At 65.2% G+C, this 21522-nt stretch carries 15 protein-coding genes; 3 read left to right on the forward strand and 12 right to left on the reverse strand.

Annotated features, from left to right (window positions below; translation table 11 throughout):
• Positions 1 to 70: 70 nt before the first annotated feature.
• From ACJJV6_RS00650 to ACJJV6_RS00665, 4 genes are read right to left on the reverse strand one after another with little or no spacing between them, the layout of a single operon-like run.
• Complete coding sequence (locus ACJJV6_RS00650; protein WP_009356836.1) at positions 71 to 1537, reverse strand: sensor histidine kinase; 1467 nt, start codon at positions 1535 to 1537, stop codon at positions 71 to 73.
• A 27-nt stretch (positions 1538 to 1564) separates the two neighbouring features.
• Positions 1565 to 6418 carry an NAD-glutamate dehydrogenase gene (locus ACJJV6_RS00655; RefSeq protein ID WP_354175315.1) on the reverse strand — a complete coding sequence of 1618 codons (4854 nt, stop codon included), beginning with the start codon at positions 6416 to 6418 and terminating at the stop codon, positions 1565 to 1567.
• 56 nt (positions 6419 to 6474) lie between these two features.
• The gene (locus tag ACJJV6_RS00660; RefSeq protein ID WP_407709684.1) at positions 6475 to 7788 is read right to left on the reverse strand and encodes a CpaE family protein; all 1314 of its coding nucleotides are present in this window, start codon (positions 7786 to 7788) and stop codon (positions 6475 to 6477) included.
• The gene (locus tag ACJJV6_RS00665) at positions 7785 to 8435 is read right to left on the reverse strand and encodes a hypothetical protein (RefSeq protein ID WP_407709685.1); all 651 of its coding nucleotides are present in this window, start codon (positions 8433 to 8435) and stop codon (positions 7785 to 7787) included. The genes ACJJV6_RS00660 and ACJJV6_RS00665 overlap by 4 nt, the downstream gene beginning before the upstream one ends.
• Positions 8436 to 8587: 152 nt before the next feature.
• On the opposite strand from ACJJV6_RS00665, the gene ACJJV6_RS00670 reads away from it, so the two are divergent.
• Positions 8588 to 8803 (forward strand): helix-turn-helix domain-containing protein, encoded by a 216-nt coding sequence (locus ACJJV6_RS00670; RefSeq protein WP_009356834.1) that lies wholly within the window; start codon positions 8588 to 8590, stop codon positions 8801 to 8803.
• A gap of 38 nt (positions 8804 to 8841) precedes the next feature.
• On the opposite strand, the gene ACJJV6_RS00675 is transcribed toward ACJJV6_RS00670, so the two are convergent.
• Complete coding sequence (locus ACJJV6_RS00675) at positions 8842 to 9411, reverse strand: hypothetical protein (RefSeq protein ID WP_407709686.1); 570 nt, start codon at positions 9409 to 9411, stop codon at positions 8842 to 8844.
• A 799-nt stretch (positions 9412 to 10210) separates the two neighbouring features.
• On the opposite strand from ACJJV6_RS00675, the gene ACJJV6_RS00680 reads away from it, so the two are divergent.
• Together ACJJV6_RS00680 and ACJJV6_RS00685 are read left to right on the forward strand one after the other, a co-directional pair.
• Positions 10211 to 10357, forward strand: coding sequence for a hypothetical protein (locus tag ACJJV6_RS00680; protein ID WP_160166590.1), 147 nt, complete (start codon positions 10211 to 10213; stop codon positions 10355 to 10357).
• A gap of 230 nt (positions 10358 to 10587) precedes the next feature.
• The gene (locus ACJJV6_RS00685; RefSeq protein ID WP_354175309.1) at positions 10588 to 10944 is read left to right on the forward strand and encodes an Rv3235 family protein; all 357 of its coding nucleotides are present in this window, start codon (positions 10588 to 10590) and stop codon (positions 10942 to 10944) included.
• Positions 10945 to 11031: 87 nt separating this feature from the next.
• On the opposite strand, the gene secA is transcribed toward ACJJV6_RS00685, so the two are convergent.
• The 7 genes from secA to mtrA all read right to left on the reverse strand — a co-directional run bounded on the left by secA (position 11032) and on the right by mtrA (position 21304).
• A complete protein-coding gene (secA, locus tag ACJJV6_RS00690; protein ID WP_354175308.1) occupies positions 11032 to 13773 on the reverse strand; it encodes a preprotein translocase subunit SecA in 2742 nt (913 codons plus the stop codon).
• A 99-nt stretch (positions 13774 to 13872) separates the two neighbouring features.
• Positions 13873 to 15078: a winged helix-turn-helix domain-containing protein gene (locus tag ACJJV6_RS00695; protein WP_009356830.1), complete on the reverse strand. Its 1206-nt coding sequence runs from the start codon at positions 15076 to 15078 to the stop codon at positions 13873 to 13875.
• 29 nt (positions 15079 to 15107) lie between these two features.
• Entirely contained in the window at positions 15108 to 15833 is a 726-nt protein-coding gene (gene hpf / locus ACJJV6_RS00700; protein WP_354175306.1) for a ribosome hibernation-promoting factor, HPF/YfiA family, read from the reverse strand.
• 173 nt (positions 15834 to 16006) lie between these two features.
• The gene (locus ACJJV6_RS00705) at positions 16007 to 16897 is read right to left on the reverse strand and encodes a ComF family protein (RefSeq protein ID WP_407709687.1); all 891 of its coding nucleotides are present in this window, start codon (positions 16895 to 16897) and stop codon (positions 16007 to 16009) included.
• Positions 16898 to 16999: 102 nt separating this feature from the next.
• Complete coding sequence (locus ACJJV6_RS00710; RefSeq protein ID WP_407710446.1) at positions 17000 to 18712, reverse strand: LpqB family beta-propeller domain-containing protein; 1713 nt, start codon at positions 18710 to 18712, stop codon at positions 17000 to 17002.
• Positions 18712 to 20505: an MtrAB system histidine kinase MtrB gene (mtrB, locus tag ACJJV6_RS00715; RefSeq protein ID WP_407710447.1), complete on the reverse strand. Its 1794-nt coding sequence runs from the start codon at positions 20503 to 20505 to the stop codon at positions 18712 to 18714. Before mtrB ends, ACJJV6_RS00710 begins: the two co-directional genes overlap by 1 nt.
• A 124-nt stretch (positions 20506 to 20629) precedes the next feature.
• The gene (gene mtrA / locus ACJJV6_RS00720; protein ID WP_009356825.1) at positions 20630 to 21304 is read right to left on the reverse strand and encodes an MtrAB system response regulator MtrA; all 675 of its coding nucleotides are present in this window, start codon (positions 21302 to 21304) and stop codon (positions 20630 to 20632) included.
• Positions 21305 to 21522: the final 218 nt, after the last annotated feature.

Below are 21522 nucleotides of genomic sequence, written 5' to 3' on the forward strand. Positions count from 1 at the left end.
CCCCTCCCGCAAACTGCGGCAGGGGCTCTTTCCGTTTAAGGCAAACGCGGCGACTGGCGCCCTTGCGGAGCTACTTGCCCGACAGGCTGAGGCGGATCTGCACGGCCGTGCCGCCGCCCTCGCGCGGCCGCCACTGGATAGTGCCCCCGAGCTCGCTGGTCACCAGCGTGCGCACAATCTGCAGGCCAAGTCCTTCAACGTGGGGCGTATCCGGCAATCCCACCCCGTCGTCGGCGATCGTTACGGTAAGTTCTTCGCCGTCTTCCCCTTCAGAACGGTCGGCAATGAGCCACACGGTTCCCGCCCTGCCCTCCAGGCCGTGCTCCACTGCGTTGGTTACGAGTTCATTGATGACAAGAGCCAATGGCGTGGCCAGGTCGCTGGGAAGCTCACCGAAGGTGCCGGACCTCTCGGTCCTGACCTGCTGGGAAGGCGAGGCAACTTCGGCGGACAGCCTGAACTGGCGTCCGATCAGCTCGTCAAAATCGACACTTTGGGTCAGTCCCTGCGACAGCGTTTCGTGCACGAGTGCAATCGTGGCGACCCGGCGCATCGCCTGTTCCAGCCCCTGCTTCGCCTCTTCGCTGACCATCCGCCGGGACTGCATCCGCAAAAGCGCCGCGACCGTCTGGAGGTTGTTTTTCACGCGGTGGTGGATCTCGCGGATGGTTGCATCCTTGGTCACCAGTTCCATCTCGCGCCGCCGCAGCTCGGACACATCCCGGCACAAGACCAGCGCACCGAAGCGCTGCTGTTCGTCACGGAGCGGGATGGCCCGGAGGGACAGGCTGACACCCCGGGACTCGATCTCGCTCCGCCACGGCATCCTGCCCGTGACCACCAGCGGCAGCGTCTCGTCTACCATCCGCCGGTCCTTGAGCAGGCTGGCCGTGACTTCGGCGAGTGAGCGGCCTTCCAGGGACTCGCCGTCGCCAAGGCGCCGGAAAGCCGAGACCCCGTTGGGGCTGGCGTACTGCACCACGCCCTCCGCATCGAGCCGGATCAGTCCATCCCCCACACGCGGAGCACCGCGCCGGGACCCGGTGGGCGAAGCAAAGTCGGGCCACAGACCCAGCGTGCCCATGCGCAGCAGGTCATAGGCGCACTGGCGGTACGTCAGTTCAAGGCGGGACGGCATCCGCGAACTGGACAGGTCCATGTGGGTGGTGACCACTGCCAGCGTCCGGCCGTTACGGACCATGGGCACGGCCTCCACCCGGAGTGCCATCTCGCTGCTCCAGTTTGTTTCGCTCGAGCGCTCTATAGCCCGGCTGTTCCATGCCTTGTCCACGAGCGGCTGCAGGTCCGACCGGATCCCCTCACCCACAAAGTCCCCGTGGAATACCGTGTGGGTGGTGGACGGCCGGACGTGCGCCAGTGCGATATACCCATGCTCCGGGTGGGGGAACCAGAGCGCCAGGTCTGCGAACGCCAGGTCCGCGACCATCTGCCAGTCCCCCACCAGCAGGTGCAGCCATTCGGCATCGCCCGGCCCGAAATCAGCGTGTTCCCTGATGGGGTCCGTAAAGATTGCCACTGCACCTCCATTTGCGACGCCGGATTGCTAGCGTCGGACGATTGACCTCAAGAGCCTCAATGCTACCGACAGTGAAGCCATATCGTCTGACTCGAGGGCGTTCACCTCGTCGAACATGCTCTTCGCCCGTCCCAGCTGCTCGGCGTTCCGGGCCTCCCATTCCTTTAGCCGCGCCTCCGGCGAGTCAGCCGGCTCGGTTGCGTCCAGCACCGCCGTCGTCATATCCGAAACTGTGGAATACAGATCGTCCCGGAGCGCCGCCCGGGCCAGGGCCTGCCACCGGTCCTGCCGTGGAAGGCTGCTGATCCGTTCCAGCAGCGAGTCTGCATGGAACCGGTTGAACACCGTGTAGTAGACGGCGGCGATCTCCTCCACCGGTTCCTTCCGGGCCCGGGCAATCTTGGCGATATCCAGCAGCACAAAGCTCTCGAAGAGCTCGGCCCAGCGCAGTGCCAGCCCCTCCGGAAGTTCCCATTCACGCGCTGTTTCGAGCCAGCCGGCAACCCGTTCGCGGTCATCGCCGCGCAGGTAGTCCAGGAGGCGGGCACGCATCGGATCCATCAGCGGCTTGAACTCGGCCACCACATCCGCGATCGGCTGGGAAATGGTTCCCTGGGTGAGGAGCCACCTGACCGCGCGGTCCAGCAGCCGCCGGATGTCGAGGTGGACGGCGCTCCAGTGCTCGGTCGGGAAGGATGCAGGCAGGCTGTTGAGCTCCCCGACCATCGAGTCCAGCTCGTAGATTTCCCGCAGCGCCACAAACGCTTTGGCGACGGCCACTTCACTGGCTGAAGTCTCTTCCATGACCCGGAAGGCGAAGGTGATGCCGCCGAGGTTGATGATGTCGTTGGCCACGACCGTTGCGATGATTTCGCGGCGCAGCGGATGGGTGTCCAGTTCCTCGTCAAACCGCTCGCGCAGCTGCAGGGGGAAGTAGTCCCGCAGCGTCTGCCGGAACCATGGGTCGTCCGCAAGCTTGCTGTCCCGGAGCGCGGACGTCAGTTCGATCTTCGCGTACGCCGCGAGGACCGACAGCTCGGGGGACGTCAGCCCCTGTCCCTGCTGCAGCCGCTCGCGCAGCGACTCCGTGCTGGGCAGCGCTTCAAGGTCCCGCTTCAGGTCGGCCGACTTCTCCAGCCAGTCCATCAGCCTCTCGTAACTCGGGCTCCACTCGGCCACCTTGGTCCGGTCGTTCAGCAGCAGGATGTTCTGGTCGATGTTGTCTTCCAGCACGAGGCGGGCGACTTCATCGGTCATCGAGGCGAGGAACCCGGGCCGTTCTTCCGGGGAGAGCTTGCCCGCCGCGACCATCCGGTCGACGAAGATCTTGATGTTGACCTCATGGTCGGAGCAGTCCACGCCGGCAGAGTTGTCGATGGCGTCGGTATTGAGGATTACTCCCTGCAGGGCGGCTTCGATCCGGCCGCGCTGCGTCATGCCGAGGTTTCCACCTTCACCCACGACTTTGACGCGCAGGTCCCGGCCGTCAACCCGGATGGCGTCGTTCGCCTTGTCCCCCACCGATGCGTTGGATTCGGTGCTGGCCTTGACGTATGTCCCGATGCCGCCGTTGTACAGCAGGTCGGCAGGGGCGAGCAGGATAGCCCGCAGGAGTTCCGGCGGACTGAGTTCCGTTGTCTCGGCCGGAAGCCCGAGCGCGGCACGGACCTGCGGCGACACTGGAATGGATTTGGCCTGCCGGGGGAAGACACCGCCGCCTTCGCTGATCAGCGACTTGTCATAGTCGTCCCAGGACGACCTCGGCAGCTCGAACAGCCGCTGCCGTTCCACGAACGAGGCCTCCTCGTCCGGATTGGGGTCCAGGAAGATGTGGCGGTGGTCGAAGGCCGCCACCAGGCGGATATGCCGTGAAAGCAGCATCCCGTTGCCGAAGACGTCACCGGACATGTCCCCGACGCCCACAACCGTGAACGGCTGGGTTTGGGTGTCCAGGTCGAGTTCGCTGAAGTGGCGCTTCACGGACTCCCAGGCACCGCGGGCGGTTATGCCCATGGCCTTGTGGTCGTATCCCACGGATCCGCCGGAGGCGAAGGCGTCGCCCAGCCAGAACCCGTACTCGGCGGCGAGCCCGTTCGCGATGTCGGAGAACGTGGCGGTTCCCTTGTCGGCCGCCACCACGAGGTAGGAGTCGTCATCGTCGTGCCGGACAACGTTCGACGGCGGCACGAGCCTTTCGCCGTCGCCTTCCGTCACGAGGTTGTCGGTGAGGTCCAGCAGGCCGCTGATGAACGTCTTGTAGCTCTCGACCCCCTCAGCCATCCACGCGGCCCGGTCAACGGCGGGGTCCGGGAGCTGCTTGGCGAAGAACCCGCCCTTTGCGCCGGTGGGCACGATGACGGCGTTCTTGACGGTTTGTGCCTTCACCAGGCCCAGGACCTCCGTGCGGAAGTCCTCGCGGCGGTCCGACCAGCGGAGCCCGCCGCGGGCGACCTTGCCGAAGCGGAGGTGGACGCCCTCCACGCGGGGTGCGTATACCCAGATTTCGAACATTGGCCGGGGGAAGGGCAGCCCGTCGATCCGGGAGGGATCGAGCTTAAAGCTCAGGTGCCGCTTGTCCTGGTAGTAGTTGGTCCGCAGCGTGGCTTCGATCAGGTTGGCGAACGTACGCAGGACCCTGTCGGCGTCGAGCGTGGCCACCTTCTCAATGGAGGCAGCGAGCTCCTGCCGCACGGTCTCCTGGGCTTCCAGCCGCTCGGCGTCGTTGAGCTCCGGGTCAAAGCGAGCGGCAAACAGCGCACTTAGGCCCCTGGCGACGTCAGCGTTGGCCAGCAGGGTGTCCGCCATGAAGCCGAAGGAGTTGCTGTTGCCCATCTGCCGCATGTACCGGGCGTACGCGCGGAGCACGGTGACCTGCCGCCAGTGCATGCCCTCGCGCAGGACCAGCCGGTCAAACGCATCGGACTCGGCGGCGCCTGTCACGGCGGCACCAAAGGAATCGGCCAGCAGCTCCCCGGTGGACACGGGATCCACACCGGCCGGGTACTTCAGCCCCAGGTCGTAGAGGAAAAAGTCACGGCGGTCCGCGGTTTCGATCTCGAACGGGCGCTCGTCGAGCACCTCAAGCCCCAGGTTGTGGAAGTAGGGCAGGATCTGGCTCAGACTCTTGGGCTCAAGCATATAGAGCTTGACGCGGGCGTCCTCTTCGAGCGTCGCCCCTGCCCCTTCGGGAAGGTAGACGTGCACACCGGGCCGTTCCTGGCGGGCCCCCACCGCACGTTCCGCGGCCGCACCGTATCTTTCGAAGCGGGCGATGTCCTCGAGGGCGTCCTCCACCTCGTAGTCCACCCGGTAGCCCGCGGGGAAGGCTTCAGCCCAGATGGCGGCGAGCTCCTTGGCTTCCTCGGCGTCCCGGCCCTCGCGCAGGACCTCGGCAATCCCTTCGCTCCAGGAGCGGGCCGCGCGGACCAGCCGCTTTTCAAGTTCCGCGGTGTTCACGTGGCTGACGTCGGCGTTCTTGGGCAGGCGGATGCGGAAGAACAGGCGCGCGAGTGCCGATTCGGTCATGCGTGCCTCATAGTCGATGGACACGGCCTGGAAGGTTTCGCGCAGTTCCTGTTCAATGCGGAGCCGGACGTTGGTGGTGTACCGGTCGCGCGGAAGGTAGACGACGGCGGACATGAACCGTCCGTAGATGTCCGGCCTCAGGAACAGCCGCGTCCTGCGGCGTTCCTGCAGTTTTTGGATGCCCAGGGCGGTTGCTGCCAGGTCCGGGACTTCAATCTGGAAAAGTTCGTCACGGGGGTAGGTTTCCAGGATTCCCAGCAGGTCCTTGCCGGAGTGGGAGTCAGGCGGGAAGCCGGCACTGCGCAGGACGGCATCGACTTTCTCGCGGACAATCGGGATGTTCCGGACCGAGCCGGTGTAGGCGCTGGTGGCAAAGAGTCCGATGAAGCGCCGTTCGCCGTTGACGTTGCCCGCGGCGTCAAAGCTCTTGACCCCGATGTAGTCCAGGTACGCGGAGCGGTGGACTGTAGAGCGGGAGTTGGCCTTGGTGATGACGAGGGCCCGCTTTTCCCGGGCCTTCTTCCGCCCGGTGTCGGTGAGGTGCTGGATGTGCGGCGAGTCTGCAGCCGCCCGCAGAAGCCCCAGCCCGCTGTCCTCGCGCAGTTCAAGGACGTCCTCGCCATCCACGTTGATGAGGTCGTACTCCCTGTACCCCAGGAAGGTGAAGTTGCCGTCGTCCAGCCAGCGGAGCAGGTCCTTCGCCTGCCGCAGCTCCGCGATCTGTGCCGGGTTTGCCACCTGGTCCAGGCTTTCGGAGATCTGCCGCGCCTTCTGGCGCATTTTGGGCCAGTCCTCCACGGCAGCCCGGACATCATTAAGGACCCGGTTCAGGCCCTCCAGCAAGGACGCCTTGGTTTCCTCGGACACGCGGTTGATTTCGACGGCGATCCAGGACTCCATGTGCGAGGCATTTTCACCCTGCGCGATGAGGTGGGACAGGCTGGGCATTGCTGCCGTGTCACCGCTGGAGATTCCGATGTGGGACGGGACCCTGTTCACTTTGACCAGGTTTCCGTTGTCCCTGTCGCGGGTGGCGACAATCAGGGGGTGGACCACCAGCTTGATGGCGGCGTGCTGGCGGACGAGCTCGGCATTGACCGAGTCAACCAGGAACGGCATGTCGTCAGTGACCACGAAGACAACACTGCTGTCTTCCTCGTCAATAATGGCGGTTTTCGCCTGGCCGGGCCGCCGCACAGCCGCAACCTCACGGTGGTTCTCTGCCCGGGCAACGAGTACTTCGCGGGGATAGCTCCGCGCGTCCTCCTCGGCCAGATGCTGGTAGTAGTCCCCAATGAAGCCTTCCGCGCCTTCAATGGAAAGGGGCTGATCCTCCACGCTGGATCCCGACGACATCGACACACGCCTCCATCACAAGTTTTTGCCGCTCCATTGCAGCTCTTATGGCGAGCCTAGTCCTTTGCCCGACGCCTTGCTGTGGAAGAAAAGACAGAGGATTGAGATTTTTGCTGGTCAGGTGCACAAACGAGCCTCCGCACAGCGCGGCGCAGCATCGACTCGGGTGCTGCCTCAAGCAGCAGTGACCCTGACAGCAGGGCTGCATCAGCAGCTGCCGCATCATAGGGAAGGAACTCGTTGAGGGCGAACGCCGGACCGAACCTTTCCCATGCTTCCCGCAGCTGCCGTTCGGGATTCCTGCCCACGGACGAGGCACGTACCTTGTTCATCACCACAACGGGAGAGGCCTGCGGCACTGCGGCCTCAAGTTCTGCAAGCCCACGCACGAGGCGCGGCACTCCTACGGGATCGGCGGCGCCGACGGCGTAAATTGTGTCGGCCAGCTCCAGCGGACGCAGCGTGGCGGCATTTCGGCGCGGGGCCAAAGTGTCGAAGCTGAGCTCCTCATCTGCTTCGAGGCAAAAACCGGTATCAACAATCACGGCGTCGGCATTCCGGCGCGCCCGCTCCAGGACCAGCGCAAGGGCGGGCGCCCGAAGCTCGGTCCACCGGTCCGCGCGGGTAATGCCGGTCAACACCCTGAACGTCCCGGAAACAGTGGCAACCGGGGTGGCAATCCGTTCAAGGGCAGCATCATCCAGCCTCCCCTGGTCAGCCAGCCTGCAGGCCTGCGCCAGGCCTGCCGATTCATCCAGCAGACCCAGCACGGCGGCAATGCTTGCGCCATAACTGTCGGCATCAATGAGGAGAACCTGCTGCCCGTCCGCGGCCAGTTCGCCGGCGATGTTCGCCGCGAGGGTGGTGCGCCCCGGAGACCCTGCCGGACCCCACACGGCAATAACGCGTCCGGCCCCGGGGACGTCGGGAGAAGTTGCGGGTGTGTCCGCCAGCTTCGCTTGAAGGGCTGCACCGGTGTCCGCCAGGGAGGATCCCCGGCCTGTTGATCCCCGGCCGCCAGCTGTTAGTTGCTCCACTGCCTCCGAGATCCGTTGGGACAACTCAGCTGATTCAACCGCGGACAATGCACAGGAGACGCCGATCTTTCGCAGCCTTGCGGCTTCTTCGGCATTGTCCGTCAGCGCAATGATGGCGACTCCCACGGCTTCAAGCCTGTCCACGAGCGAAGCCGTCAATCCCTCGCTGCCATCCGCAACTACGGCCGCCCGCGCCATTCCGCTTTGGCATGCGGCCAGCAGTTCCGCGAGCTCCGCGCATCTTCTGACAACCGTGACAGGCCCGTGCAGCCGTTCAAGTCCGCCCACCAGATCCTCCCGGCTCTGGCCTACGGTGACCACCGGGATGCTCATCGCGTTCCGCCGCCCGGATTCCAGACAACCGAGATCTTCGCGTCGTTGGCCTGTGCGCCGAGCAGAGCCGGCATCTGGCCGTCCTCCACGAGGACCATGAGCACGGTTGTTTTAGTGGAGCCGAGGGCAGAAGAACCTTCTGCCACCTCAGCAATCTCAGCTCCGGGAAGAAGGAGCTTTGGCTCGCTGAAGCCGTTCTTCGCATCAGGCTGGGCAACCCACACGTCAACCCTTGCACCTGCCACAGCCTGCGACGGCAGGGTCCCCTCGACGCTGATGGCCACCGGTTTGCGGTCAAGGTCATCTACCTCACCCAGGCTTGCCCGGGGAACCAACTGGTCCTTGCCGATCCGCTGCACGGCCACCATCCCCTCCGGCAAACCGGATTCGACGGGGATGTAGTGCTGCTCGGTTTCACCCAGCCGGACCTTGGCCCGGACAACGTTTTCGGGGGTGAGCTGCTCTCCCACGGCGATGCCGTCACGGGCTGCGTAAACCTCCGTCGTCCGGTCCGCACCGTTGACCAGGAAGACCACGCCTGCCACGGACACGAGGACCAGCAGTATGCCCACCAGCAGGCGGGGATCTTTCCAGGAGGGGCGCCTCAGGCGCGCAGCCGTGGCCGTGGCCGTCGATTCTGGAACCATGCCGCTTCTCCCCCTGGTAGCGCCGGCACCCCCGTTGCGGCCGGACACCTCATTGTTGCGGCAAGGGCTGCCAAACGAAAGTCATTGGCGCAAACAATGCCAATCTGTGGATAACGGACGCAAAGTGAGCCAAGTGATGGCAAAATGGAGGCATGCCCAGGTTCCTGACGCTCGCGGATGTCGCTGAGCAGCTCCAGATCAATTCGCCTGCCGCGTACGCACTGGTGCGAAGCGGAGAACTGAAGGCTATCCAGGTGGGCGGCCGGGGCCAATGGCGCGTCGAAGAGAAAATGCTCGAGCAGTACATCGAGGAGCGCTACGCCGAGGCCAGCCGCATGATCCAGGAGTCCAAGTCCCGGTCTGTCTAACCAGGCACGCGCAACCACAGGCCTTCCGGCCGGGCCTGTCACGTGTCCCGCACAAGGGGCGACCTGATGGCTGCCAGCGCCGCGAACGGAATGCTCGAAACGCCCGTGACGTGAACGCTTCGCCGCGGTTCCCCGGGAACCACTGCCGCGAGGTCGAAGTAGTCCCTTCCCACCCTGTCAATGACCCCTTCCAGGCGGACGGGGCCGGCGCCGTACCCCAAGGTAACGGTAAGAACCGCCCGGTCCCTCGCGAGGGCACGCAAAGAGTGCGCGAGACCTAACCCGCGGCGCACCTTCGACGGCTCTGAACGCGAGAACCTGCCCAGGCCAACATATCGGGCCGCCGCGGCGTAGGGAACCAGGATCTGGTGTGGATCGTCATGGAGCACCAGGGCGTCCGCTCCGGCGTGCGCCAGTGTGCCGTGCAGCGTTTCCCCGCCGGACAGGTGCACAGTGACCAGGCAGCCGAGTGCCGATCGCAATCTGTCGGCCAGCCCTAGCTCCACCTCCTCCACCTTGGCGCGTTCATTGACCTCGGCGTCGAGTGACAGCCGGTCCGATTCCGCCATCTGGCTTTCCATGTCATTGAAGAGTGCATCCCAGCGCATCCGGCCAGAGTAGGGCCGCATCCCCGGCCGGTCAACAAAACAATTTCCATGCTCCAGCGTCTGGACAAACACGCAAATATGCGAGCAAACTGATTCAGTCAGCATCAAACCGCATCAAAGTGCATTAAAGGGGACTTAGATGGCACGACCGGGCACCACCCTCGGCGCGGACGCTGTGATGGCCGCCACCCTGCTGCTCCTGGGCGGGCTGCTTCTCGCCATCGGAGCGGGACTTCTCGGCCAATGGCAGGAATCCATAGCACGGAACCATCAGTTCACTCTGGACCAGATTCTGGGGGCGGGCGCAGCAGCCTTCGGTACTGTCCTCCTCCTCTGGTGGTTCGCTTCCCTCGCCTGTGCGACAGCCAGTGTGATGTTTGAGAGACGTGGCAGGGGGCGTGCCGCAGCAGCGGCAGGCAGGATGTCTCCGGCTTTTATGCGGCGGCTGGTCATTGCCACAGTGTCGTTCCAGCTCTTGTCGGGCGCTGCTGCCAACGCGGCAGTACCGGGGCCTGAATGCTTACCCACAAGCCAAGGTCAGGAAAGCACCTCATCTGCCGCCGGGAAAGACTCCCTGGCTCAGCCACATGCCGCCCGACCCTCTGCTGCAAAGGCCTCTAAGGCCCCTTCCAGCCCCGCTCCCCCGTCAACGGTTGAACCCGGGTGGCAGCCGCGGGAACCCGTCGTCGAACCTGGGCCGCTGGCCGCGTCCCCCGTGCGGGGCGGGTTCTCCTCACGCGCAACGGGTTGGCCTGCCGGAGGCGTCACCGTCCTTGCCGGCGACAGTCTGTGGACGATTGTGGCGAATCATCTGGGGCACGGGGCGTCGGACGTGGACATAGCCCTCGAATGGCCGCGCTGGTACGAAGCCAACAAGGAACTCATTGGCCAGAACCCGGATGTCCTTCTGCCGGGACAGATCCTGCTGCCGCCGGCACCTGCGTAACCAGCCGTCACCCTGCAGGAACGCGGCCCGGCGGCACCAGAGGCACGAATCCAAAAAACGAAACCAATACCAAAGGGGAACCCATGTCTGCCGTCACGCCAATCCGTGCCGTCCAGGGACCAACAGCCAGCAAACCGGGAACAGGACGCGCCCCCAGAACAGCGGGAGCTCAGATGGACCACGGCCGCAGCAGGACGCCGCGGCCTCCCAATGCACCGGAGCTTCGGGCGGTGGACGAAACAGCAGAGGTACGGGCCATAGCCCGTGGCACAGTCCAGGCCGCGATGGAAGTACTGGCGGGGATCCGGCCCGTCCACCAACTGGCCCGTCGGCTGGATCCGCGATGCCTGGGAAATCTGCAGCATCGGGCTTCCCTCATCAGGCGGGAGATAACCCGCACCGGAAACCCCGCGCTGGCCCGCCTCCACCGGAATTCCATCGTCCGCTCGGTCCGCGTCTGCGAAGTCGCCGAAGGTGTTTTCGAAGCAAGCGCGGTGGTGGTGGATGACGTCCGTGCCCGCGCCGTCGCCGTCCGGCTGGAGCGCAGCAAGCAAGTGTGGAGGGTGACCGAACTTGTCATCGGCTGATGCGTAGACAAGAGGCAGGTCCGGAACTTGCGGACCTGCCTCCTGGGCTGCGTGCCATCCGGCAGCGCTACATCAACAATTGCTGGTTCAGCGGCGCTTCTTCTTGCCCGTGGAACGCCGGGCCGCATCCTGTGCCGCTGCCTTGGCGGGATTTCCGGAACGGCCGGACGAGCGGGTCTCGACGCGGGTCTGGGTTCCGCCGCTTTCGCTCGGTGCCGTGTACTGCAGCTGCGCAGGCTTTTCCGGCGCTTCCAGGCCGGCCGCTTTCACCTGAGGCTCAACGTGCTCGGTATGTCCGCCGGCCGCGTCCGGCACCACGACGTCCTGGGCTGGGGTGACTTCCACTTCCAGGTTGAACAGGAACCCCACGCTTTCCTCGCGGATGGCCTCCATCATGCTCTGGAACAGGACAAAACCTTCACGCTGGTACTCAACGAGCGGGTCGCGCTGCGCCATGGCGCGCAGGCCGATGCCTTCCTTGAGGTAATCCATCTCGTAGAGGTGTTCCTGCCACTTGCGCCCGATGACGGACAGGACCACGCGGCGCTCCAGCTCCCGCATGCTCTCGGAGCCGAGGGCTTCCTCCCGCGCCTGGTACACCAGGCGGGCGTCGGACAGCAGCTCTTCCTTCAGCATTTCGACAGTGACCCTTGACTTGCCGCCGGCCTCTTCGATGATTTCCTCGGCAGTGACGGTGACAGGGTAGAGCGTCTTCAGGTTGGTCCAGAGCTGCTGGAAGTCCCAGTCGTCGCCGTTCCCTTCTGCCGTTGCGTCGTTGATCAGGGCCGTGATGGTGTCCTCGACGAAGAACTGCACCTTCTCGTGCAGGTCGTCGCCTTCCAGGATGCGGCGCCGGTCGCTGTAGATGGCCTCGCGCTGGCGGTTCAGGACGTCGTCGTACTTCAGCACGTTCTTGCGCTGCTCGGCGTTGCGGCCTTCCACCTGTCCCTGGGCAGAGGCGATGGCGCGCGAGACAAGCTTGGATTCGAGCGCGACGTCGTCCGGTACCGAGCTGTTCATGAGGCGTTCGGCAGCACCGGAGTTGAACAGCCGCATCAGGTCATCGGTCAGGGACAGGTAGAAGCGGGACTCGCCCGGGTCTCCCTGGCGGCCGGACCGGCCGCGGAGCTGGTTGTCGATGCGGCGGGACTCGTGCCGCTCCGTGCCCAGGACGTAGAGGCCGCCAAGGTTCAGCACTTCCTCATGTTCGTCCTTGACCGACTGCTTGGCTGATTCGAGGGCGGCAGGCCACGCGGACTCGTACTCCTCCGAATTTTCCTCCGGGTCCAGACCCCGCTTTGCGAGTTCTGCAACGGCGGTGAATTCTGCGTTGCCGCCCAGCATGATGTCCGTACCGCGGCCGGCCATGTTGGTAGCCACGGTGACGGCGCCCTTGCGGCCGGCCTGGGCAACGATGGCAGCCTCGCGGGCATGGTTCTTGGCGTTGAGGACCTCGTGCCGGATGCCTTCCTTGGCAAGGAGCCGGGACAGGTATTCGCTCTTTTCGACGCTGGTGGTGCCCACCAGGACGGGCTGGCCCTTTTCGTGGCGTTCGGCGATGTCACGCACCACGGCGTCGAACTTGACGGTCTCGTTCTTGAAGACCAGGTCCGGCTGGTCGATGCGCTGCATATCCCGGTTCGTGGGAATGGGCACGACGCCGAGCTTGTAGGTGCTCATGAACTCGGCGGCCTCGGTTTCCGCGGTACCGGTCATGCCGGAAAGCTTGGCGTACATGCGGAAGTAGTTCTGCAGGGTCACGGTGGCCAGCGTCTGGTTCTCGGCCTTGATCTCGACGCCTTCCTTGGCCTCGATCGCCTGGTGCATGCCCTCGTTGTAGCGGCGCCCGGCCAGGATGCGGCCCGTGTGCTCATCAACGATCAGGACCTCGCCGTCGAGGATGACGTAGTCCTTGTCCCGCTTGAACAGTTCCTTCGCCTTAATGGCGTTGTTGAGGAAACCGATCAGCGGAGTGTTCGCCGATTCGTAGAGGTTGGAAATACCGAGGTAGTCCTCGACTTTCTCGATGCCGCTCTCCAGCACGCCGACGGTCCGCTTTTTCTCATCGACCTCGTAGTCCTTCTCGGGCTGGAGCCGGAGAACAACCTTTGCGAACTCGCTGTACCACCGGTTGGTGTCGCCCTGGGCAGGGCCGGAGATGATCAGTGGCGTACGTGCTTCGTCAATCAGGATGGAGTCCACCTCGTCCACGATCGCGAAGTGGTGCCCGCGCTGGACAAGTTCGTTCCGGTCCCAGGCCATGTTGTCCCGCAGGTAGTCGAACCCGAACTCATTGTTGGTGCCGTACGTGATGTCGGCTGCATACTGCTGGCGCCGCACCGAAGGATCCTGGTTGGACAGGATGCATCCGCTGGTCAGGCCCAGGAACCGGTAGACGCGGCCCATCAGGTCGGACTGGTATTCGGCCAGGTAGTCGTTCACGGTGACCACGTGAACACCCTTGCCGGCGAGGGCGTTCAGGTAGGCAGGAGCGGTTGCCACCAGGGTCTTGCCTTCACCGGTCTTCATTTCGGCGATGTTGCCAAGGTGCAGGGCGGCGCCACCCATCAGCTGGACGTCGAAGTGCCGCATGCCCAGGGTCCGGGACGAGGCTTCCCTGACCGCGGCGAAGGCCTCCGGAAGCAGGTCGTCCAGTTTCTCGCCGTCCTGGTGCCGTTCGCGCAGACGGTCCGTTTCCTCGCGGAGTTCAGCGTCGGTGAAGGTCTTGAACGAGTCTTCGAGTGCATTGATGGAGTCGGCATAGTTCCGCAGTTGCCGCAGGGTTTTTTTGTCACCCGTGCGGAGTAGTTTTTCGATAAGTGATGCCACGTGAAAATGCTCCCAGTCTCATGCCGCCGAATTCTGGCGTTTTTAGTCTACGGGAGAGACCACCGGCAGACGCCGGTTTCCCTCAGAGCTGATACTCGTCTATCCGAGCGCCACGGCTTTGGCGAGGTCCGGCGCCAGGTCGCCCGTGGGCTGCACCTCCACCTTCCCCAGCCCCAGCCACTGGGCCATGAGGGCCAGCTCCGCGGCGAGTTCGACGGCGGTGTCCGCCGGGGCTTCCGGCTCGGCAAAGGCGGATCTCGCCAGCAGCTTCCCGCCGGCGCGGTCGGCCTTCAGGTCCACGCGGGCGACGATCCTGTCGCGGAGGAGGAACGGAAGGACGTAGTAGCCAAACCGCCTTTTATGTTCCGGCGTGTAGATCTCGATCCTGTAGTGGAACCCGAACAGTTCCTCGAGCCGGCGGCGCTCGAAGACCAGCGAGTCGAACGGGCTGAGCAGGGCGCGCCCCACGGCCCGCCGCGGCAGCACGGCTTCCACGTGCCGGTAGACGTCTCGGTTCCAGCCGGCCACTTTTACCGGCTCAAGCCTGCCCGTGCGCACCAGATGCTCAACGGACTGGGCCGTTGCCTTGACCGGCGTGCGGAAGTAGTCGGCGAAACACCGGATGCTTCCAATACCGTGCGCCTGGGCTGCCGCCTCCGTAAGGCGGTGCAGCGCGCCTGCCGGATCCGGGTCCCCGTTCCGGTCGAGGTGGGGCAGCACTCTGGGAGTCAGTGTGTACTTGCGCTCGAACTGTTCTGTCCGTGCGGCCGCGGAGACCAGGCCCTCCTCGAACAGATGCTCCAGCACCCGCTTAACTGCATTCCAGTTCCAGCCCCAGTTCAGTTCCTGTCTTTCCTCGATATGGCCAATCCTGGCGGTCAGTTCCGAAGCAGTCAGGGGGCGGCTGTTCGCGAGGGTGTCGAGTATTTTGGCGGCAATGGCGGCTCGTTGGCCAGGATCCATCCGTCCTGCTCCGACCCAGGCGCGCCGCTGCCAGAGCAGGAGGTCATGGTAGTGCTCGGGACGTATGTAGCTCGCCTCGTGGGCCCAGTACTCCACCATGCGGCGTGGATGGACGCCGGACATCCGCTGCAGGATGGTGCGGTCGTAATTGCCGAGCCGCGAAAAGAAGGGAAGGAAATGGCTGCGTGAAAGCACATTGACGGAGTCGATCTGTACCAGCTGTATCTGGGCAAAGGTCCGGCCCACCGTCCGTGAAGTCACGGGGCCGGCGGGCCGTCCTTTGTGGAGTCCCTGCGCTGCCAAAGCGATCCGCCGTGCCTGCTCCAGGCTCAGCGGCGGCACATCAGTCCTCCCCGGTGGCTGCGGCCACCCTAGGCGTTGGCTGCAGCGTCATCCGAGCGGTAGGCAAGGATTTTCTCCTCGATAACCGTGTCCCCGGGCTCGCATTCGTGGTCAAGCGTGATGACACCGTACGTCCAGCCGCGGCGCCGGTAGACCACCGACGGCGTGTTGGTTGCCTTGTCCACGAAGAGGTAGAAATCGTGGCCCACAAGCTCCATATTGTCGACGGCGTCATCCAGCGAAAGGGATGCGGCCGGAAAGACCTTGCGGCGGATCAGCACGGGGGAATCGCCGGCCGGGATGTCGTTGTCCACGTCATACGGGGACTTGTCAGCAGGGGCTGCCGCGGCGTCATTCCGGTGGCTCGCCTCGACATAAAGCGGTTCATGGGCACTGGCAGGTTCGAGTGTGGCGGTCGCTTCACGGACGGCCTTCGGAGTGTGCCGCCCGTGGTGGACCTTCTTGCGGTCCTTGGCGCGGCGGAGACGCTCAAGCAGTTTGTTGTAAGCAAGATCGAACGCTGCGAACTTGTCGGCGGCACTGGCTTCGGCACGGATCACAGGTCCACGGCCCAATACTGTCACCTCAACGGTCAGCTGGTCGCCGGTCTGCCGGGCGTTCGTCTCCTTGGAGACCTTGGCATCGACGCGCTGGACTTTGTCTCCAAGCGACTCGATCTTTGAGATCTTCTCCCCGGCATATTCGCGGAACCGGTCTGAAACTGTCAGATTTCGTCCGCTGATCATAAACTCCATGGTGCCCTCCAAATGACTTCGGTGACACGACGGCGGCACTTCGCTGGGCCGAGCTGTTTGACAGTCAAGCCCCTCTCCGAGCCGCCATCGACAGGTACATTCTGTTCTTGGTACCCACCACCGACGTTAGTTCATAGCCATCCGTTATTCATCCTTTCCCGGTTTATTTTTTTCTAAGTCATGGTTGCTTCCGCGGCACCGGAGGCATCCGCCCCGGCGGCACCTGCGTCGGGCGGGCGTGTCGCAGCCAGGACCACCGCGCCGGTGACGATGGCCCCCTCCTGGTGCAAGGCCCGGGCCGCTTCGGCGAGGGTGGCACCGGTAGTGAGGACGTCGTCGACGATGATGCAGCGGCGTCCGGCAATCCGTGCCCGGGCGCGGCGGCAGACCTTCATAGAGCCCCGAACACGCTTGGCCCGGGCCCCGCGGCCGAGCCCCTTCTGCCCTCCGGCCAGCCGGAGTCCCGCCCTGCCTGCCTTGCCGAGGACGTCCGCCACGGGGACTCCCGGCGTCGCCCGCGCCACCTCTGCCAGGAGCAGGTGGACGGGGCTGAAACCCCTCTTCAGGTAGGCCGCGGAACTGGTGGGGACGGGGACAAAACAGACTGCCTGCCCCTCCCCCGCCGCCGCCAGGACAGCACGGGCCAGTGCCCGGCCAAGGCTGCTCCTGAGCTGACGTTGGCCGTGCCGTTTGAACGAGAGGAGCGCCTGCGCAAGCTCCTCCCGGTAAACGCCGGCGGCTACGACGGGCAGCAGCACCCTGCCGCCAATGTCCATCAGCGCAGGCGCCCCGGTCTCCGCGCGGAACGGATCCCTGGTCAGGCGTCTGAGGTGGCGGTCGCAGGCGGCGCAGAGTTCAAAGTCTTCAGCGCCGCAGCACACGCAATCCACCGGAACGGCCAATGCCAGGAGGTCGGCGGCGGCGCCGGACAGCTCATCCCCAAGGCGGAGCAGCCGGCTGCCGCGCCTTGACCGGTGCCGGGCTGACCGCGGCGGCGGGGGAAAGAGATCCGGATCAGCCCGGGGCCGGCGGCCGGGAGGAGGCAGCAGCGCTGGACTGGTCATGGCTCCACGTTCCACGCCGCGGGCATCGAAGGACAATGCTCCGTCGTCGCATGTGGACAATGCCGGTGGAGCGGCGGCAGGATGCGCCGCAGCTCCTCCGTGTCAGCCGGGGAACGACGGGTCGATAGGGCCCTTGATCTGCGGTGACCACCCGTTGCCCAGCCGCTGGAAAATACCCTCGGCTGACTGCCCGTAGACCTCCTCGGCGCCATTTCCCGCGCTGAGTGCCACAAGCCCGGGCCACGGAGCCAGCTGCTGCGGCTGGCCGGACGTGAGGGACAGCAGTTCCGGGGTGACGTTGGACGCCGCTGCCCCCTTCATAACCGCCACCGTTGTGTCACTGACCCACGCCCCCTGGTCAGGGTTGCTGTCGGTGGCGAGGGTGACCGGTGCCGTCAGTTCCCGGGGTGTTCCGTCACCGCCACGGATGATGCCTGCCACCTGCACCCGCGTCCTGCCGTTCTGTTCGGAGATGACCAGGGCCCGGACCCCCTCCCGCGAGATCCGGAGTTCCTTGACGGTCCGCCCGGCGAGCCAGGCGGGCGCCAACGTGACCGCGGGGACGGACGCCCCCTCGGCCACCCCGCCGGGGCGGTAGGCAACCACTTCAGTGGCGCCGTTCCCTCCCGGCCCGGCGGTCCACACCCAGTCGTTGAGGTCGAAGGAGGGGCGGCTCAGCGTGCTTCGGGTGGTAAGGGACCGTGCCGGCTGGCCCGGGTTGATGCCGTAGAGGGTGGTCCTGCCGTCGTTGAGGAACGCTGCTGTCTGCGATACCGGGGATTCGGCCGGGAACCGCGGATTCAGGGCGGAGACCGGCTGCATGTCCGGCAGCGGGGAGACCCTGTTGTTCTCGTATCTCACCAGTTCGTTGCCGCTGATGGCGATCTGGCGCGACGGCACGCTCTTGTCCTGCACCGGCGGCAGCACGGACCCGTCATCCTCCACCCGGACCAGGTCCTGGTTCGCCCGCAGTTCCACATTGACCACATCGGGCTGGCTGCGGAACGTCAGCGTCAGCTGCATCTGCATGCGGAGCCGGTCCGCCGGCGAAGTCTCCATCAGTTCCTTGGCCGTCAGGTCAACCTGCGCTGCCCCGGACACCACCGGGACGGATTCGCGGGCCAGCTTGATGCCGGAGGGGAAGGCACTGGCTACCGCGCCCCGCAGGTACGGGGCGGGCCCGGCAAGCAGGGCACTGGTCATCGACTTCACCGTCTTGTTCCTGATGAACCAGCGCACATCCGGGACAGCAAAGGTGAAAGTGGGATCGTAGAAGTAGATGGGATACGCGCCGTAGATCACCTTGAAGGTCTCCTCGGCGATGGCAGTGCCGTCGGGAATTGCCGAGATGCGCCACTCACCGTCCACCTGGGTGACGGTCACGGGGATCTTCTCCACTGTTCCTTCGGGTGATTGCGTGGCGATCCCGTCCGCGTCGATTGTGTAGGCGACGTCGAGCTCGTAGTTGTAGACGTTTTCGGTGTCTGTAGCCACCACCCGGGCGTCCCGGTAGACGAGGGCACGCTGGTCCGGCTTCCAGGACACGGAGGAAGCCTGGGTCAGGTATTGGCGGGCGACGGCGTAGTCGTCCTCATAGCCGCTTCCGGCCCGGTAGAAGTAGTCGATGATCGTCTCGGGCGAGGCGCCCGGCTGCGGTGCTGCCGGGAGGAAGACGGGTGCGCTGAGGTTGCCCGCGCTACCCTCGCTGCTCTTTCCCACGGGCCCGGAAGTGGGGATCCGCGCACAACCGGCGAGGACGAACACGAGGGCCAGCAGGAACGCGGCGCCCTTCACCAGGCGCAGGCGGCGGGGCATCATGGAGTTTCCTTCGACGTCGGCACCGGAGCCAGGCGTGCTGCGCCGGTTTCGAGGACCAGCATGTTGCGGTTGTCCGTTTCCCTGGGGATGTTGCGCGGTTCGCCCGGTGCCATGACGTCGTCGGGTTCAAGCTGGACGGGCGACGTATCGATGTCTTCCCCCTGGTGGAGCGGCAGCGTGAGCCGGAAGTTGGCGCCGGAGCCTTTCCTGCCCCAGGCCTGCAGCCAGCCGTTATGCAGTTTGGTGTCCTCCATGGCGATCGACAGGCCCAATCCGCTGCCGCCGGTGGTGCGGGCGCGGGCAGGGTCGGCACGCCAGAACCTGTCGAAGACGCGGGCAGCCTCGGAAGGCTCCATGCCGATGCCGCGGTCACGGACGGCAATTCCGACGGCGGCCTGGTTGGCTGCGACGGTGACGGTGACGGGTTTCCCCACACCGTGTTCAACGGCATTGAGGATCAGGTTCCGCAGGATCCTGTCGATACGACGCGCGTCCATCTCCACGATGATGGGCTGGGTGGGTGCGCTGAGGACAATTTCGGAACCGTACTCCGCCGCCACGGGCGCAGCCCCTTCGATGACATGCGCAACAACCTGCAGGATGTCCTCCGGCTCAGCATCCAGGACGGCCACGCCGGCGTCGAAGCGCGAGATCTCCAGCAGGTCGGACAGCAGGGACTGGAAGCGCTCCACCTGGTTGTAGAGCAGTTCCGCCGACCGTTTATTAATGGGGTCGAAATCGTCGCGGGCGTCGTACAGGACCTCGGCTGCCATCCGAACGGTTGTCAGCGGTGTCCGGAGCTCGTGCGAGACGTCGGAGACGAAGCGCTGCTGCATCTGGGACAGGGTGGCCAGCTGGGTGATCTGTTCCTGGAGGCTGGCAGCCATGTGGTTAAAGGAAGCACCAAGGCGCGCCACCTCGTCCTCGCCGCGGACCACCATGCGTTCCTGCAACTGCCCGGCGGCAAGTTTTTCGGACACCATGGCGGCATGGCTGACCGGGCTGACCACGTTGCGGGTGACGTACCAGGCCACGGCGCCGATCAGCAGCACCAGCACCGCGCCGCCGGCCCAGAGCACGCGCTGGATCTCATCAAGGGTCTGCTGGGCGGTGTTCAGGTCATAGATCAGGTAGAGCTCGTACACGGTGCCGTTAAATGTCACCTTGTTGCCGACGGCAATGCCGGGCCTGTCCTCGGTGCCCACGGGAATGACAGTGGATGCCCAGTACTGGTCCTTCCCGGATTCCTGGACTGCCTTCCGCAGTTCGGGCGGGATGACGCTCACCGTCAACTGGTCCGACGCGCGCGACTCAACCCACCGGTTCCTGGGCTTGGTCTGCTCGGGCATCGCCTCGAACACGTAGCGGCGCTGGATGACGGAACCCCTGCCTTCCACGGCGTTCAGGGTGTCATAGACCAGGGTGATGACGCTGGACTGGTCGGTGACCTGGGCGCCGTCGAACGTGTCCTGGACCTGCTTGACGTTGTAGCGGGTCTCCGACTCCGCCTGTGTCAGTCGCTCCTGGAACAGGTTGTTGGCGATCTGGTGGGAGAGGTATGCCCCCACCGCCGCGAAGGAGGTCACGGCCAGGAGGAGCGTGGTGAGGACGGTGCGGAACTGAAGGGACCGGCGCCACCGGCGCTGGAGGGCGCGGCCGATGTGGCGCAGTGCGGGAAGGAAGCGGCGGAAGCCCGTCCCGACGAGCCGCGCCACGCGAAGACTGACAATCAGGGCCCGGCGCTGCCAGATCCGCCCCCGGAAGGCCAGTTCGCGGAATCCGGGGGTCAGGGACTCTGTATGTTCCGGGGCCGGGTGCTCCCCGTCTGCCCCCTGAACGCCTGGGGGGCCTCCGGATGAGTGGGGCGCGGGCGGCGTTGCGCCGGCTTTGCGTCCCTCACCGGAAGCAGCGGGGTCAGGCCCCTGCTTTGTAGCCGACACCACGCACCGTCATTACAACTTCCGGGGCCTCCGGGTCGCGTTCAATCTTGGACCGCAGGCGCTGGACATGGACGTTGACCAGGCGCGTGTCCGCAGCATGACGGTAGCCCCAGACCTGTTCGAGCAGCAGTTCGCGGGTGAACACCTGCCACGGTTTGCGGGCCAGTGCCACCAGGAGGTCGAATTCGAGCGGCGTGAGCGAGATCCGTTCGTTGCCCCGGCTGACGGTGTGGCCTGCGACGTCTATGGTGATGTCGGCGATCCGCAGGGTTTCCGGTGCTTTCTGGTCGCCGGGACGGAGGCGTGCCCTGACGCGCGCCACCAGTTCGGCGGGCTTGAACGGCTTGGGCACGTAGTCGTCAGCGCCGGATTCCAGGCCGCGGACCACGTCGGATGTGTCCGACTTGGCGGTCAGCATGACGATGGGCACGTCCGATTCGGCACGGATCTGCCGGCAGACCTCGATGCCGTCCACGCCCGGAAGCATGAGGTCCAGCAGTACAAGGTCCGGCCTGGATGACCGGAATACGTCCAGCGCCTGGGCGCCGTCGGCGCAGAAGACCGGCTCAAAGCCGTCATTGCGGAGAACAATTCCAATCATTTCGGCCAGCGCTTCGTCATCATCAACCACCAGAATGCGTGCCTTCATAGTTATATATTCCCTTATCAGGCAGTCTTTGTCCTGTTCAGCGGCCCCCGGCATGGCGGAACGCTAGGACGGCCGACGCCGGAACTATAGGCTGGGGGCATGCCGGACCTTCCCGGCGCCCTCCGCGCAGTGCGCCGGGCGCGGCGGGCAGCCGACGGCCTGGTACGGGGGAAGGAACAGGGTGTCACCACAGGATTCAGGCCCACAGTGGCCCTCTG

It is taken from the genome of Arthrobacter nitrophenolicus (assembly GCF_045833485.1).
GTDB classification, from domain to species: Bacteria; Actinomycetota; Actinomycetes; order Actinomycetales; family Micrococcaceae; genus Arthrobacter; species Arthrobacter nitrophenolicus.